The organism is Micromonospora sp. WMMD998, assembly GCF_029581235.1.
Lineage (GTDB): Bacteria > Actinomycetota > Actinomycetes > Mycobacteriales > Micromonosporaceae > Micromonospora.
Window position 1 is genome coordinate 2,974,299 of record NZ_CP120740.1, and the last position, 14,955, is coordinate 2,989,253.

General features: G+C 72.9%; 11 protein-coding genes. 5 read left to right on the top strand and 6 right to left on the bottom strand.

What is annotated here, in order from left to right:
- From O7619_RS13895 to O7619_RS13905, 3 genes are all read right to left on the bottom strand, one after another.
- The gene (locus tag O7619_RS13895; protein ID WP_282288181.1) at nucleotides 1-1,500 is read right to left on the bottom strand and encodes a bifunctional cytidylyltransferase/SDR family oxidoreductase; all 1,500 of its coding nucleotides are present in this window, start codon (nucleotides 1,498-1,500) and stop codon (nucleotides 1-3) included.
- Between the two features lie 123 nt (nucleotides 1,501-1,623).
- Nucleotides 1,624-2,424 (bottom strand): ABC transporter ATP-binding protein, encoded by an 801-nt coding sequence (locus tag O7619_RS13900; protein WP_282288182.1) that lies wholly within the window; start codon nucleotides 2,422-2,424, stop codon nucleotides 1,624-1,626.
- On the bottom strand, nucleotides 2,417-3,319 hold the full coding sequence (locus O7619_RS13905; RefSeq protein ID WP_282288183.1) for an ABC transporter permease: 903 nt from the start codon (nucleotides 3,317-3,319) through the stop codon (nucleotides 2,417-2,419). Before O7619_RS13905 ends, O7619_RS13900 begins: the two co-directional genes overlap by 8 nt.
- Nucleotides 3,320-3,473: 154 nt before the next feature.
- On the opposite strand from O7619_RS13905, the gene O7619_RS13910 reads away from it, so the two are divergent.
- The 4 genes from O7619_RS13910 (at nucleotide 3,474) to O7619_RS13925 (ending at nucleotide 8,091) form a co-directional block, all read left to right on the top strand.
- Nucleotides 3,474-4,106, top strand: coding sequence for a TetR/AcrR family transcriptional regulator (locus tag O7619_RS13910; protein ID WP_282288184.1), 633 nt, complete (start codon nucleotides 3,474-3,476; stop codon nucleotides 4,104-4,106).
- Nucleotides 4,107-4,232: 126 nt separating this feature from the next.
- Nucleotides 4,233-5,342, top strand: coding sequence for a DegT/DnrJ/EryC1/StrS family aminotransferase (locus O7619_RS13915; RefSeq protein WP_282288185.1), 1,110 nt, complete (start codon nucleotides 4,233-4,235; stop codon nucleotides 5,340-5,342).
- Entirely contained in the window at nucleotides 5,339-6,376 is a 1,038-nt protein-coding gene (locus tag O7619_RS13920; protein WP_282288187.1) for a Gfo/Idh/MocA family oxidoreductase, read from the top strand. Before O7619_RS13915 ends, O7619_RS13920 begins: the two co-directional genes overlap by 4 nt.
- 164 nt (nucleotides 6,377-6,540) lie before the next feature.
- Nucleotides 6,541-8,091 (top strand): glycosyltransferase family 4 protein, encoded by a 1,551-nt coding sequence (locus O7619_RS13925; protein ID WP_282288188.1) that lies wholly within the window; start codon nucleotides 6,541-6,543, stop codon nucleotides 8,089-8,091.
- Nucleotides 8,092-8,173: 82 nt separating this feature from the next.
- On the opposite strand, the gene O7619_RS13930 is transcribed toward O7619_RS13925, so the two are convergent.
- The 3 genes from O7619_RS13930 to wecB are packed head-to-tail and all read right to left on the bottom strand — an operon-like array spanning nucleotide 8,174 to nucleotide 12,846.
- Nucleotides 8,174-10,315 carry a glycosyltransferase gene (locus O7619_RS13930; protein ID WP_282288190.1) on the bottom strand — a complete coding sequence of 714 codons (2,142 nt, stop codon included), beginning with the start codon at nucleotides 10,313-10,315 and terminating at the stop codon, nucleotides 8,174-8,176.
- Nucleotides 10,312-11,736, bottom strand: a complete 1,425-nt coding sequence (locus O7619_RS13935; RefSeq protein ID WP_282288192.1) for a glycosyltransferase — start codon at nucleotides 11,734-11,736, stop codon at nucleotides 10,312-10,314. The genes O7619_RS13930 and O7619_RS13935 overlap by 4 nt, the downstream gene beginning before the upstream one ends.
- A 12-nt stretch (nucleotides 11,737-11,748) precedes the next feature.
- Entirely contained in the window at nucleotides 11,749-12,846 is a 1,098-nt protein-coding gene (gene wecB / locus O7619_RS13940; RefSeq protein ID WP_282288193.1) for a UDP-N-acetylglucosamine 2-epimerase (non-hydrolyzing), read from the bottom strand.
- Between the two features lie 414 nt (nucleotides 12,847-13,260).
- Between wecB and O7619_RS13945 the strand changes: the two genes are divergently transcribed.
- Entirely contained in the window at nucleotides 13,261-14,946 is a 1,686-nt protein-coding gene (locus tag O7619_RS13945; protein WP_282288194.1) for a glycosyltransferase, read from the top strand.
- The last annotated feature ends 9 nt before the right edge of the window (nucleotides 14,947-14,955 follow it).

Sequence of the window (14,955 nt, forward strand, 5' to 3'; positions counted from 1 at the left end):
TCAGGCGTCGGTGGTCAGCTCGGACCGGTGCGGGCCGGGTTGCGCCGGCACCGCGGCCACCGGCTCGCCGGGGGCCCGCCGGACGTCGACCACCTGGCCGGTCAGCTCGGAGATCAGCACGTCCAGGGACGCCTGGGCGACCGCCTCGGAGGCGAGCAGGGTGTGCTCCGGCTCTTCGCCGAACGCCCTGGTCCGCATCGGGGTGGCGGTGCGTTCCGGGTTGACGCAGTTGACCCGTACGCCGAACTCCGCCCACTCGTCGGCGAGCGCCTGGGTCAGGTTGACCAGCGCGGCCTTGGTGGCCGAGTAGAGCGCGTAGCGGGCCCGGCCCCGGGTGTAGGAGCTGGACGTGTAGAGCAGCAGTTGCCCCTTGGTCTGCTGGAGGTAGGGCAGCGACTGCCGGGCGATGGTGACCGGCCCGACGAAGTTGACGTGCAGGAGACGGTCCATCGTCTCGTCGTCCATCTCGGCGAGCGCGCCCTTCTCCAGGATCCCGGCGGTGACCACCACGTGGTCGATCCGGCCGGTGGCCTCGAACGCGGTCTTCAGCGCGGCGGCCACGTCCTCGGCGCGTTCGACGTGGGTGCCGGTGGTGGAGCGGCTGAACGGGAAGACCTGCGCGCCGTAGCGGCGGGCCAGCTCGGTGAGGTCGTGGCCGATGCCGTAGCTGCCACCGAACACGACGATGGTCCGGCCGGTCAGCTCCTCGGCGTAGCCGCGGTGGGTCAGCCGGGGCGCCTGGGCGGCGGCGAGCTGGAAGAGCTTGTCGGCGAGGTGCACGTCGACCGGGTGGGTGACCTTGATGTTCTCGTCCGAGCCGTCGATCACCTTGATCGGCGTGCCGGGCAGGTAGCGCAGCACCACGCCGCAGTCGTCGGTGGCGGCGAAGTCGGGGTCGCCCTCGGCCCGCCGGTACGCCTCCCGGATGGTGCCGGAGCGGAACGCCTGCGGGGTCTGCCCGCGGCGCAGGCGGGACCGGACTGGGATGTCGGTGATGCACTCGTCCGCGTCGACCTGGATGATCGTGTCGGCGGAGGGGATGGCCACGTCGACCGCCGAGTAGCTCCAGAGCGCGTTCACGCACTCGCGCACGATCCGGGCGCTCACCAGCGGGCGGACCGCGTCGTGGAAGAGGATGTTGACGTCGCCCTCGCCGACCGCGTCGAGTGCGATCCGGGTGGTGTCGTTGCGGGTGTCGCCGCCCTCGATCACCTTGGTGACCTTGCGGAAGCCGGCGTCGGCGACGATCCGTTCGGCGTCGGGCACGTGGCCGGTGGCCATCAGCACGACGATCTCGTCGATCTCCGGCGCGGCCTCGAAGACGGCGAGCGTGTGCTCGATGATCGGCTTTCCGGCGATCTTCAGTAGTTGCTTCGGGATGCCCAGGCCGAGGCGGGTCCCGGTGCCCCCGGCGAGGATCACGGCCACCGTACGCGCGGGTCGCCAGGGTGCCGGGTTCGCCGGCGCGGCGTCCGGTGCGGTGGTGTGGTCCTGCGTCATTGCCGTACCTCACTTGGTGGAAGGGTGACCGGTTGGTGAACTTTGACCGACGGCCCAGCAAACCTTAACTCGTACGACGGAGCGCACCGTCCGGGCGGAACCCGGCCGGTGCGCTCCGGTGGGCTACTTCTGGTTCTCGTAGGCGTCGCAGACCTCTTTGGTGGGGCCGTCCATCTTCAGCACGCCGCTCTCCAGCCAGATGGTCCGCTCGCAGGTGTCCCGGATCGAGCCGATCGAGTGGCTGACCAGGAAGACCGTGCCGGCGCTCGCGCGTAGCTCGCGGACCCGCTGCTCGCTGCGGGCGCGGAACTTCCGGTCGCCGGTGGCGAGCGCCTCGTCGATCAGGAGCACGTCGTGCTTCTTGGCCGCGGCGATGGCGAAGCGCAGCCGGGCACCCATGCCGGAGGAGTAGGTGCGCATCGGCAGCGAGGCGAAGTCGCCGCGGTCGTTGATGCCGGAGAACTCGATGATCTCGGGGGTGAGCCGCTTGACCTCTTCCGGCGCCATGCCCATGGCCAGGCAGCCGAGCACCACGTTGCGCTCGCCGGAGAGGTCGTTGAGCAGCGCGGCGTTCACGCCGAGCAGGGACGGCTGGCCGTGGGTGTAGACCGCGCCGCGGGCGGGCGGGAGTAGTCCGGCGATGGTCCGCAGCAGCGTCGACTTGCCGGAGCCGTTGCTGCCGATCAGGCCGATCGCCTCGCCCTCGTAGGCGGTGAAGCTCACGCCCTTGACGGCGTGCACCTCGCGGATGTTCGGCGCCTTGGTGCGGGAGGCGAGGCGCTTCAGCGCGGAGACCGGGGTGGTGCCGCTGGACGCGCCCTTGTGGATCCGGTAGATCACGTGCACGTCGTCCACCACGACGGTGGGGACCCGGCCCGAGTCGGTCACGGTGCCGGCGCCCGCCGGCAGGGTCTGCTCAGCCACGGCCGTACTCCTTCTCTCCACGCCAGAAGTAGACGAACCCGCCGACACCCATCACGACGGCCCAGAACAGGCCGAGCGACCACAGCTTCAGCGGTGAGCTCACCAGGTTGGGCTGGTGCGAGTCGAGCAGCGCGTAGCGGGCCAGCTCGATGAAGACGAGCGGCGGGTTCCACTCCAGGATGTTCGCCGCCCATCCGGGCAGGTGCTCGCGGATGAGCGCCACCGGGTAGAGCACGCCGGAGGCGTACAGCCAGGTGCGCATCACGAACGGCATGATCTGCTTGAGGTCGGTGGCCTTGGAACCGAGCCGGGCGGTGACCATGGTCAGCCCGATGTTGAAGACCGTCTGGAGCAGCAGCGTCGGGGCGAGCAGCACCCAGCGCCAGGTGATCGGCTCGCCGGTGAGCAGCACGATGGCGGCGAGCACCACCATCGACATCAGCAGTTGCTGGAGCTGCACCAGGGTGACCGTGATCGGCAGCGCGGCCCGGGGAAACTGGAGCGCCCGGATCATGCCCAGGTTGCCGTTGATCGCGTTGGTGCCGTTGGACGCCGCGGTCTGGGTGAAGATGAAGATGAACACACCGGTGCAGAGGTACGCGATGAAGTTCGGCACGTTCCGGTGCTGGGCCAGGATCAGGCCGAAGATCAGGTAGTAGACCGCCGCGTTGGTGAGCGGGGTCAGCACCTGCCAGAGCTGGCCGAGCTGGGTGTTGCTCAGCGAGGACGCGACCTTCGCGCGCGAGTACGCGGTGATGAAGTGCCGGTACGCCCACAGCCGGCGGGCGTACTCGGCCAGAGGCGGTCGTTCCCCGGCCACCCGAAGCCCGTACCGGCGGGCCAGTTGGGCCCGGCTCAGTCCAGATTCGGGGTCGGCCACCGCGGTGTCGGCCATGGTCAGGCGCTCCGATCTGTCGTGCTGATGGGGAGCAGTGCGGTGAAGTCGTCCAGCGTGGCCGGGCGGGGAGGAGCCGCCTCGCTGCTGCATGGAAGGTAGTCCACCGAACGTCGGGACGCAACCGTACCGTCGTTGCGCTACATTGTTCCACGTGACGACCGAGAAGAGGCGTGCCCCGGCCGGCGCGGCGGTGCTGCGTGGGGAGATCACCAGTGCCATCCGCACCGCCGTGATGCAGGAGTTGGCCGAGGTCGGATACGGGCGGCTGTCGATCGAGGCGGTGGCCCGGCGGGCCGGGGTGAGCAAGACCGCGATCTACCGCCGGTGGCGCTCCAAGCTCGACCTGGTGCTGGACATGGTCTCCGCGGTGGCCGGGCGTAACCTGCCCCTGCTGGACACCGGGAGCCTGCTCGGCGACCTGGAGATCCTGCTGCACGTGATGGCGCGTGCGTTGCGTCACCGGCTGGCCGCGCAGATCATTCCGGACCTGCTCGCCGAGGCGGCCCGCAACCCGCAGATCGGGGAGAAGCTCCAGGCCGCCCTGGACGACTACCAGCAGGCCGTGGGCCGGATCCTGATCGGCCGGGCGGTCGAGCGCGGCGAACTCTCGGCGGACACCGACAGGCGTGCGGCAGTCGACCTGATCGTCGGTCCGATCTACTGGCGGATGGCCATCTCCCGGGCCCCGCTGAGGACCGCCGAGGTGCCGCGGATGGCCGCCGCGATCGTCGCGGCGCTGCGGGTAGCATGCGTGGGGCCCGCTCGCGACGAGGTGGAGATCTGAGCCCCGCGATCATGAACAGTGGGTCACATCCGGTCGGACAATAATCGCAATCGCCTGGTTTTCGTCACAAACCGCTACCATCCCCAGACGTCCCCCGTGCACCACGTGTCGACAGGAGGAAGCCCCATGGTCGGGCCGCATCCAGAGTTCATTCCCCCAGCACGACCGATCATCGGCGAGGCCGAGATCGAGGCGGCTGTCCGGGTGCTGCGGAGCGGCCGGGTCGTGCAGGGCCCGGAGGTCGCGGCGTTCGAGGAGGAGTTCGGTGACCTGGTCGCCGGCCGGCACTGCGTCGCCGTCAACTCCGGCACCTCCGCGTTGCAGCTCAGCCTGATGGCGCTCGGGTTCGGCCCCGGCGACGAAATCATCGTGCCGTCGTTCTCGTTCGCGGCCAGCGGCAACGCGGTCCGGCTGGTCGGCGCCGAGCCGGTGTTCGTCGACATCGAGCCGGGCAGCTTCTGCGTCGACCCGGAGGCGGTCGCCGCCGCGATCACGCCGAAGACCGTCGCCATCATGCCGGTGCACCTCTACGGTCACCCGGCCGCGATGGACCGGATCATGGCGATCGCGCAGCAGCACGGCCTGGCCGTGGTCGAGGACGCCGCCCAGGCGCACGGCGCCGAGCTGAACGGCACCCCGGTCGGCGCCTTCGGCACCGCCGGCTGCTTCAGCTTCTATCCCACCAAGAACATGCACTCGCTCGAGGGCGGCATGATCACCACCGCCGACGCCGGGCTGGCCCGCACGCTGCGGCTGCTGCGCAACCAGGGCATGGAGCAGCGGTACGCCAACGAGATCGTCGGCGCCAACATGCGGATGACCGACGTGGCCGCCGCCATCGGCCGGGTGCAGCTCGGCCAGCTCGACGGGTGGACCGAGCAGCGCCGGGCCAACGCCAAGGTCCTCGACTCCGCGATCACCGGCATGGTCACCCCGCCGGTCGCCGACGGCGCCAAGCACGTCTACCACCAGTACACGGTGCGGGTGCGCGGCGACCGTGACGCCGCCCAGGCCCGCCTCACCGAGCTGGGCATCGGCAACGCGGTCTACTACCCGACGCCGATCCACCGGCTCAAGCCCTACCTGACCGAGGCCGGCACGCCGGGCCCGTGGGACCTGCCGGAGACCGAGCGGGCCGCCGCCGAGGTGCTCTCGCTGCCGGTGCACCCGTCGCTGAGCGCGGCCGAGCTGGAGCGGATCGCCGACGGCGCGAACTCGGCCGGGGGTGCCGCATGACGGGGGCGCGCAAGCTGCGGGCCGGGCTCATCGGCCTCGGCGCCATGGGACGCAACCACGCCCGGGTGCTGTCCAGCCTGGACGGTGTCGAGCTGGTCGGCGTGGTCGACCCGGTCGGCGACTCGACCGGCACGCTGCGCGCGCCGGTCGTGCCCGAGGTGAGCGACCTGCTCGCCCTGGGTGTCGACTACGCGGTGGTCGCCTGCCCGACCGCGCTGCACGAGCCGATCGGCCTGGAGCTGGCCGCCAACGGTGTCAGCGCGTTGATCGAGAAGCCGCTGGCCCAGTCGGTCGAGGCGGCCACCAGACTGGTCGAGGCGTTCGAGGCCGCCGGCCTGGTCGCCGGCGTCGGTCACATCGAGCGCTACAACCCGGCGTTGCAGAGCCTGCGGACCCGCCTGGAGGCCGGCGAGCTGGGCGAGGTGTTCCAGGTCGTCACCCGCCGCCAGGGCCCGTTCCCGCACCGCATCGCCGACGTCGGCGTGGTGATGGACCTGGCCACCCACGACATCGACCTGACCGCGTGGGTGACCGGCCGGGAATACACCTCGGTGGCCGCCCGCACGGTCTCGCGCAGCGGTCGGCTGCACGAGGACATGGTCGCCGTCGTCGGGCAGCTCTCCGACGGGACGATGGTCAACCACCTGGTCAACTGGCTGAGCCCGCTCAAGGAGCGGTCCACGGTGGTCACCGGCGACAAGGGCTGCTTCGTGGCCGACACGCTCACCGCCGACCTCACCTTCTATGCCAACGCCGCCATCGACACCGAGTGGGAGGCGCTGCGCGCCTTCCGTGGCGTGGCCGAGGGCGACATGGTCCGCTACGCCATCCCGAAGCGGGAGCCGCTGCTGGTCGAGCACGAGCGCTTCCGGGACGCGGTGGAGGGCAAGCAGAGCGACATCGTGACGCTGCGGCAGGGCCTGCGTACCGTGCAGGTCGCCGCCGGGCTGCTGGAGTCCGCCGCGGACGGCAAGGTCGTCTCGGTCACGCCGGCCCAGGGCGCGGCCCGGCAGTCCGCCGGCAGCGCCGCCTGACGCCAGTTTCGGCTTCCGCGGCGGCGGCGGATGTTCCGCCGCCGCCGCGAAGTCATCCCCGGGTCGCCGGCGTCCGGCCGGCACCCGCCCGGCCGGGTGGCCCGGCACACCGCGAAAGGACAGGGATGGACCCGGACAGCACCCGCCCACGAGGGCGGGTCGTCATGTTGGTGGACAACGGGGTGCACGGTGACTCCCGGGTGCAGAAGACGGCGCGCTCCGCCGCCGAGGCCGGGTGGGAGGTCATCCTGCTCGGGATTCTCGGCGCGGCGTCCCCCGAGGAGAGCTGGACCATCGGCGGCGCCCAGGTGCGGTTGCTCACGGTGCCGCGCCCGCTGGCCCAGCACCCGCTGCACCTGCGCCGGTCGCCGCGCCGCCCGCTGGCGTACCGGCCGGGCCGCTACGCCACCCAACGGCTGAACGCGCTCCGGGCCCGACGGCTGGAGCTGAGGCAGCGCCAGGCGCGCCTGGACGAGGCCCGCCGGGCCGGGGCGCGGGGGCGTTACCTCGTCGGCAGGGCGTTGCTGCTGCCCGCCCGCGCCGGCACCAAGATCCTCACCCGGTGGGCGCGGTTGCGCTCCGGCGAGCTGAAGCGGCTGCGCGCCAACCAGCAGAACCCGGACCTGCCGCTGACCAAGCTGTCGATCCGGTTCTGGCAGACGGTGATGGGGTCACGGTCCTGGCGGCGGCTCGACCCCGGCCTGTGGGACTACGAGTTCGCCTTCGGCCCGGTGATCGACGACCTCAAGCCCGACCTGATCCACGCCAACGACTTCCGGATGGCCGGCGTCGGCGTCCGCGCCGCCGAACGGGCCCGGGCGCGCGGCCGGTCCACCCGGGTCGTCTGGGACGCCCACGAGTACGTCGCCGGCGTCCTCGGCCGAGCCGACAACCCGCGCTGGCTGCCCGCGCAGATCGCCTACACGGCGGAGCACGCCCCACGGGCCGACGCGGTGGTGACCGTCTCCTCGACGCTCGCCGAGCTGCTGCGGGAGGTGCACGACCTCCCGGCGCTGCCGGACGTGGTCCTGAACGCCCCGGCCCGGGTCGCCGACGACGCCCGGCACGACACGCCCGTGCCGGACCTGCGCGCGCTGTGCGGCATCGGCCCGGACACCCCGCTGCTCGTCTACTGCGGCGGGGTGAACCCGTCCCGGGGCCTGGACACCATGGTCGACGCCCTGACGCAGCTCCCGGACGTGCACATCGCGCTCGTCACGCTGCACCCGAGCGGCAACAACGCCCCGTCCGAGGCGGTGCGGGAACGCGCCGTGCAGGCCGGGGTCGGTGACCGGGTGCACCTGCTGCCGTACGTGCCGCACTGGCAGGTGTCGGAGTTCCTCGCGCCGGCCGACGCCGGGGTCATCCCGATCCACCACAAGCCCAACCACGAGCTCGCCCTGATCACGAAGTTCCTGGAATACTCGCACGCCCGGCTGCCGATCGTGGTCAGCGACGTACGCACGATGGCCGAGACGGTCCGCTCCACCGGCCAGGGGGAGGTGTTCCGCGCCGAGGACGTCCCCGACTACGTGCGGGCCGTGCGGGAGGTGCTGGCCGACCCGAAACGTTACCGCCAGGCGTACGACCGCCCGGGGCTGCTGGAGGGCTGGACCTGGGAGGCTCAGGCGGCGGTGCTCGACGGCGTCTACCGTCGGCTGCGGCCGGACGTCGCGCCGCCGGTGCGCCAGCCGGCGGATCCGGTGTCGCACTGACCCACCCCACGTCGGCGGATATCCGCAGGCGTCGGCACGAAAGGCCCACCCCGGTCCGCCGGGGTGGGCCTTCCCGTTGACGTCAGCCCTGCCGGCCGGTGAGCCCGAACAGCTCGTCGTAGCCGCGACGCACCACGGCCCAGTCCCAGGTCGACAGCGCGTGGTCGGCCGCCGCCGCGCCCTCGGAGCGCCACGGCTCGTCGCTCGACGTGGCGGTCAGGATCCGCTTCGCCGCGTCGTCCGGGGTCTCCACCACCCAGTCCGCCGGGAAGAGCGTGCGGGGGCCGTGCGGCAGGTCGGCGAGGAAGGGCCAGTCCCGGACGACCGGCACCGCGCCGCTGGCCGCGCCCTCCACGAGCGCGCAGTGGAACGCCTCCCGGGTGGAGCTGCTGAGGATCACCCCGACCCCGGTCAGCACCTGGGGCACGTCGGTCACCTCGTCCAGGTAGGTGACCGCGGACCCCAGCTCCGCGAGGTCGTGCACCAGCTCCGCCTGGTGCCGCTTGTTCACCGTGCCGGTCACCGAGTCCGGGCCGTCGCCCACCAGCAGGAGCCGGTAACGCCGGTCCTCGGCGCGGAGCAGACGCAGCACGGCGACGGCCCAGCGGGCGTCCTTCGCGGCGGTGTCCGCGCCCACCACGGCGAGCGTGAAACGGGCCTCGGGCGGCTTCGGCAGCGCGTGCGCCCGCAGGTCCAACCCGGGGGCGAGCACGTGCTCCGCCGGCCCCCGACCGGCCCGTAGCTGCGGCAACGTCGCGTGCGCCAGGTCCCGGAGGTGGTCGGAGACGAAGACCAGGTCGTCCACCCGGGACAGGTCGACAAGCTGCGCCCAGATGCCCGTCACGTCGAAGTTGTGCAGCCGGACGACGACCCGGGTGTCGCCCGGATCGTTCAGGGTCACCAGGGCGGCGGCGGCGCACGAGTCGACGAGCGCGGTGTCCGCCCAGTCCAGGTGCGGCTGGAGCCACGCCTGCACGCGCTTGCTCAACGGCGTGGCCTGGCCATTGCCGAGCCGGTGCTCGATGAGCGCGCCCCGCTCCTGGGCGAACCGCTCGCTGACCGGGTCGTCGTCGAGCCGCACGTAGCGCAGCTCGGTGTCCGGCGCCAACTCGTACCGCTGGCGGATCTGGTCGAGGTAGTGGTCCCGGCTCGCGTCCCGGGCGAGCACGAGCAGCCGCAACGGCCGACCGCTCGGCGTGGACGCGGCCGGCGTCGCCCGGCCGTGCTGTCGCAGCAGGGCCTGACCGGCGGTGCTGTCCAGCAGCGGCTTCAGATAGCCGTCGGCGTCGGCGACCATCGGCGACCCGGCCTGTTCGAGCTGCGGCACCCGGTGGTGGAGCAGCCGGAGCGCCTGATGCACCGCCTGTCCCGCCTTGTGCACGCTCTTCTTGTCGAGTTGTTCGTCGGCCAGCGCGAGCTGCGCGGTCACCGCCTCCCGCAGGCCCACCGGGACGAGGCCCATGCCGAGTTCCTTCTTGGCCTCCCGGGTCAGCAGGTCCACCCGGGCCCGGCGGTCGTGCATCCGGCGCACCGCGGCGGCCGACACCTCGACCGCCTGGTCCGCCCGGTTCACCGTCAGCAGTCGCAGGTGGACCTGGTAGGCGAGCCCGCCGCGGACCCGGTCCGGAAGGGCGGGGGCGGAGACGACCGTACGCCAGAACCTGGCGCCGGTGGCGCTGCGCATGACCGCCGGCGCCATCGTCGCCCGCAGCGACCGCTTGGCCACGACGGCCGCGCTCTGCCGGGTGTCCCGCACGACGATGCCGGCCCGGGCGGACGTCGCGGCGGCCACCGCGCTCCGGCGTCGTGCCGTGCCGTCCAGCCGGGCCTGCGCCGCGCGGCCCGCCGGTCCCAACCCCTGGCAGGCGTCGGCCCGCAGGTTGCGCTGCGCCAGCTCCCACACCGTGTGCACGGACAGCGAGTCGAGGGAGACCAGGATGTCGGCGCTGCGCGCCCACCCCCGGACCGTCCGGTCCCGCCGGGTCACCAGCCAGAGCGCCCGGCTGGGCTCCACGCCGGCGACGAGGCGCTTCAGCCGGGCATCCTCCTCGACCTTGGGCAGGGCGTACACCTCGGCGGACGACGTGTCGAGCGACGTCAGCTCCAGCGGGAACCCGCACACCAGACGGACCCGGACGCCCTGCGCCCGGAACCGCCCGAGCGCCTCCGACAGCACGGCCTCCTGGCGTGGCGCCGCGCCTGCGATGATCAGCATCTCGATCATGACCGTGCACCTCCGGTTGCGACCGTCTCGGCCGGCGGTTTCGGCACGGCTGCCAGCTCCGTCGCCGCGCGGACCGCGGGCATGAGCTGCGCGCCCCGGGTGAACCGGTGGGCGTGCGCCCGGGCCGCCGCCCGGTCGGCCTCGGTGGCGCTGACCGCCAGCCGCCCGGCCGCGCGGAAACTCTCCGCCAGCCGGACCGGCTCCAACCCCACCGCGCCGGTCCACAGCGGATGCCCGGCCAGCACCCGGGCCGCGTCGTGGTCGACCTCGTGGGCGGACAGCACCGGCAGCCCGCTCGCCGCGTACTCGTAGACCTTGCCGGAGGTGACGTAGGCGCCGCCGACAAGCATCAGGACCAGCGCGTCCCAGCGGGCGTACGTGTCGGCCACGTCCGCCTTGGCGACCGGACCGCCGAAGACCACGCCGTCCGGCTCGGCGGCCCGCAGCATCTCCATGTGGGCGTTCGCCTCACGCAGCGCGCCCGCGCCGATGTGGCCCCGCACCTCGAACGTGCTGCGGGCGATCAGCGGATCGTCGCGCCGCGCCATCCGCCAGCCGGTGAGGACCTCGTCCAGCAGGACCGGCGAGAAGTTGATCGATCCGAGGTAGCCGAAGGTGAGGCCCGCCTCGGGTTCGGCCCGGTGCTCGACCGCCGGCACCCCGTCGGGGTCGAAGCCGTTGCGCACCACCCGCACCCGGTCCGCCCGGGACGGATAGCGCTCCTGGTAGAACCGGGCGATCGGGTCGTTGACACACCAGATCGCGCCGGCCTGCTCCAGCACCTTCTTCTCCCACCGCCCGGCCGGTGAACTCTCCGGGAACGCCGCCTCACCGGTGATGACGTCGAGCGACCAGCCGTCGCGGAAGTCCACCACGTAGGGCACCCGGTGCTCCTCCCACAGCCGCCAGGCGGGCGCCAGGTTCACGTACGGCGCGCAGCTCGCCACCAGCAGGTCGGCCGGGTGCTCGCGGTGGATCCGCAGCACCGCCTTCTCGAGCGCGAAGCGCCACCCGCCGAACACCGGCTCGGGGAAGACGGCCAGGTCCCGCTTGCGCTGCTGCTCGATCCACTCGCGGGGGCGCAGCGAGCGGGCCTCGGAGAAGTTGCGGATGTCCGTCTCCAGGTCCTCGCGGACCAGCGGAAGCTCGACCACCCGGATCCGCGGGTCGACGCCGGCGGACAGGCTGTGGTCCAGCCCGTACTCGCGTTCCCACGCCTCCTCGCAGATGGTGACGACGGTGACGTCCCAGTCGAGCGCGGCGAACTGGTTGGCGGTCTCCCGCAGCCGGTAGGCGGAACTCTTCGCCGCCGGCGGGAAGCCGATGGCGAGGTAGATGACGTGGGGCCGGGCGGTGCCCCGGGAACGGGGACGGACGACACGGTTCAGGCGGCCCAGCGCGGAGGGGAGGGAATGGCGCATCGTTGCCTTCAACTACTCTTTCGTCGAATCGGAGCCGGTCAGGACGCGCACCACCCGCCGGGCGGCGTGGCCGTCGCCGTACGGCGTGCCCTGCGGCGCGGTCGGGGCGCGGCGGGTGGCCGTCTCCGCCCAGGCGTCGGCGCCCAGCGCCGCCGGGTCGGCCACCAGCCGGTTCCAGTCGTCGTGCAGCGTCTCCACCCACTCGGTCTCGGCGCGCAGCGTCGTGCAGGGCCGGCCGAGCAGGTAGGCCTCCTTCTGCAAGCCACCGGAGTCGGTGACGACCCCGACGGAGCCGAGCACCGCGCGCACCATCTCGGCGTACGGCAGCGGCCGGCCCACCCGGATCGCGCCCTGCTCCAGCTTCAGGCCCTGTTCGGCGGCGCGCCCGACCAGCCGGGGATGGGCCAGCAGCGCCACCGGGACGGGCAGGGCGGCGAGCGCCGCGACGAGCGCGGCCAGCCGGCGCGGGTCGTCGGTGTTCTCCGCCCGGTGCAGCGTGCAGAGCAGGTACGGGGAGCGGGGGTCGACGCCCTCAGGCAGCCCGGTGGGAGGCTCGCCGTCGGCGTGCACCCGGTCGCGTACGCGCTGGCAGACGTCGACCATCACGTCGCCGACGAGCGTCGCCCGCGAGCCCAGCCCCTCGGCGCGCAGGTGGCCCATGGCCTCCTCGGTGGGGGCGAGCAGGAGATCCGCGGCGTGGTCGGTGAGGACGCGGTTGTGCTCCTCGGGCATCCGCCGGTTGAACGAGCGCAGGCCGGCTTCCAGGTGCGCCACCGGCAGGTGCATCTTCACCGCGGCGACGGCGCCCGCCAGGGTGGAGTTGGTGTCGCCGTAGACCAGCACCCAGTCGGGCCGTTGGGCGGCGAAGACCGGGTCCAGCGCGGCGAGGATCCGGCCGGTCTGCTCGCCGTGGCTGCCCGAGCCGATGCCGAGGTGCACGTCGGGCCGGGGGATGCCGAGGCCGGAGAAGAACACGTCGGAGAGGTCGGCGTCGTAGTGCTGCCCGGTGTGCACGATGACGTGGTGGTGCGTGGTCTCGGCGAAGGCGGCGGCGATCGGCGCCAGTTTCACCAGCTGCGGTCGGGCTCCGACGATGCTGACAACCTTCACGACGCGGTCACGACCTTCACTTCGGGGTGCTCCACCTGGATTCGGGGCATACGGATGTCGGTGCGGGGCGCTGCGGGGGAGTGGCGGCCGGGTCGTCGCCGGCCCCAGAAGTCTAGCCACCGGCGGCGGGCGGGCCACCCCGCCCGCCCGGGCCCCGGGTCCGTCGCCGCCGGACCGGCTGCTCGGACACCCGTCACGGTCGTGCCGTTCAGCCCGGGTTGTGCCACATGATGCCAGATGTTGAGCGCCTGTTCCGGAAGCGAACGTCGGTTTGGAGGTGTGTCGAGCGCTGTGGCAAACTCGGTCCGACCAACCGTCCGTCACCGCTCTGGCGACCGTTCCGGCAGCAGGGGGCCCGCGCCCGATGGCTTTCGATGTGCCTCGCGACCCGACGGCTCGGACGGAGGTTCCGGAATGAGTCTTCCGCGTGCCGCCAAGCGGTCGGCCCGCCGGGCGGCGAGCGCCGCGGTGCGGGTGACGACCTCGCCGGCCGCCATGCGCTCCCGCGCGGTCGCCGGCCTGTGGGGCGCCGCGGTCACCGCCCCCGGCCTGTCCGACCGTTCCCGGGGCCGGCTCGCCGACCTGCTGCACACCCGGCTGCTCGCGGCCGGGCAGCCGGAGCGGGCGGCCCGGGTGTCGGCCGCGGCGCTGCGCCGGGTCGGAAGTCCCAAACTGCGGGCGGAGATCCTGGCCCGGCAGGCGGTCGCCGAGCTGGACGCCGGCACGCCGCCGAGCCTTCCGGCCGCCGTCACCGCCCAGTTGGCGCTCGCCGACGCCCGCCTCGCCCGGGGCGACGTCGCCGGCGCCGTCGGCTTCGTCGAGGCCGCCCAGCGCCAGGTGTTCGACCGGCGGCTGCACTTCGACCGGCTGACCTCGCCGCTCGCCGAGGACGCCCGGGCCTTCCTGGCGCCCTGGCACGCCAGCGCCGCGGTACGGGCTCTGTCCGCGCCCCGGGGTCGACGCGGCGAGCCGGCCCCGGCGCCGACCGACCGGCCGCTGCGCCTGTTGATGGTCACCTACGGCAACCACGGTTTCCTCGACCTGATCCGGCGGCACTTCGACGAGCGGCCGGACGTCGAGCTGCGGTTCCTGGACCCGGGCGAGGACGGCACCCACGTGCCGCTGTTGAACAACAGGCGCGCGATGGCGCAGCAGATCCTCGCCGGCGACACGACGTACGGGGACAAGGTCAGCGAGTGGCTCGCCCCGCAGGTCGAGTGGGCCGACGTGGTCTTCGTCGACTGGTGCGCCGCGCTCGCCGTACTGTTCTCGCTGCTCGACCCGGGGTCGACCCGGGTGATCGTCCGGCTGCACAGCTTCGAGGCGTTCGCCGCGTGGCCGCACCTGGTCGACTTCTCCCGGGTGGACGACCTGGTCTTCGTCTCCGACCATCTGCGTGACCTCACCGTCGCGGCCGTGCCGGCGGTGACCGCGGCCGGCACCCGGCTGCACGTGATCAGCAACGCCATGGACCTGAGCGCCTTCGGCCGACCCAAGGACGACGAGGCCCGGTTCACGCTCGGCCTGGTCGGCATCAAGGCGGTCGCCAAGGACCCCCGGTGGGCGGTGGAGGTGCTCCGTCACCTGCGGGCCCACGACGAGCGGTACCGGCTGCTGCTGTTCGGCCGCGACCTAGACGCGGACGCCAGCCCGGACAGCCGACACTACTGGGACGGTTTCCTGGCCGACATCGCCGAGCTGGAACCGGCCGGCGCGGTGGTCCGGGTCGGCCAGGTGGACGACGTGCCGGCGGCGTTGTCCCGGGTCGGCGTGATCCTGAGCAGCTCGGTGCGGGAGAGTTTCCACTGCGGCCTGGTGGAGGGCGCGGCGAGCGGGGCGGTTCCGGTGGTGCGGGACTGGCCGTTCTTCGCCGGCCGTCCGGCCTCGGCCCGCAGCCTGTTCCCGGCGGACTGGGTGGTCGACACCCCGGCGGAGGCCGCCGAGCGGATCCTCGCCGTGACCGCGACCGAGGACTCCTGGCGCAAGGCGGGTGAGTCGGCCGCCGAGCACGCGGTCGCGACCTGGGACTGGCCACCGGTCGAGCACCAGTTCGACCAGCTCGTGGCGGGTAGGACCGTTCGTACGTCGGGTGGTGACTGAGCGGCGCCG

Bases quoted from the DNA above. Each gene is read 5' to 3' on its own strand.
- O7619_RS13925 (WP_282288188.1), top strand. From the start codon at position 6,541: ATGTTGGTGGACAACGGGGTGCACGGTGACTCCCGGGTGCAGAAGACG.
- O7619_RS13920 (WP_282288187.1), top strand. From the start codon at position 5,339: ATGACGGGGGCGCGCAAGCTGCGGGCCGGGCTCATCGGCCTCGGCGCC.
- O7619_RS13905 (WP_282288183.1), bottom strand. From the start codon at position 3,319: ATGGCCGACACCGCGGTGGCCGACCCCGAATCTGGACTGAGCCGGGCC.
- O7619_RS13935 (WP_282288192.1), bottom strand. From the start codon at position 11,736: ATGCGCCATTCCCTCCCCTCCGCGCTGGGCCGCCTGAACCGTGTCGTC.
- O7619_RS13895 (WP_282288181.1), bottom strand. From the start codon at position 1,500: ATGACGCAGGACCACACCACCGCACCGGACGCCGCGCCGGCGAACCCG.
- O7619_RS13930 (WP_282288190.1), bottom strand. From the start codon at position 10,315: ATGATCGAGATGCTGATCATCGCAGGCGCGGCGCCACGCCAGGAGGCC.
- O7619_RS13915 (WP_282288185.1), top strand. From the start codon at position 4,233: ATGGTCGGGCCGCATCCAGAGTTCATTCCCCCAGCACGACCGATCATC.
- O7619_RS13945 (WP_282288194.1), top strand. From the start codon at position 13,261: ATGAGTCTTCCGCGTGCCGCCAAGCGGTCGGCCCGCCGGGCGGCGAGC.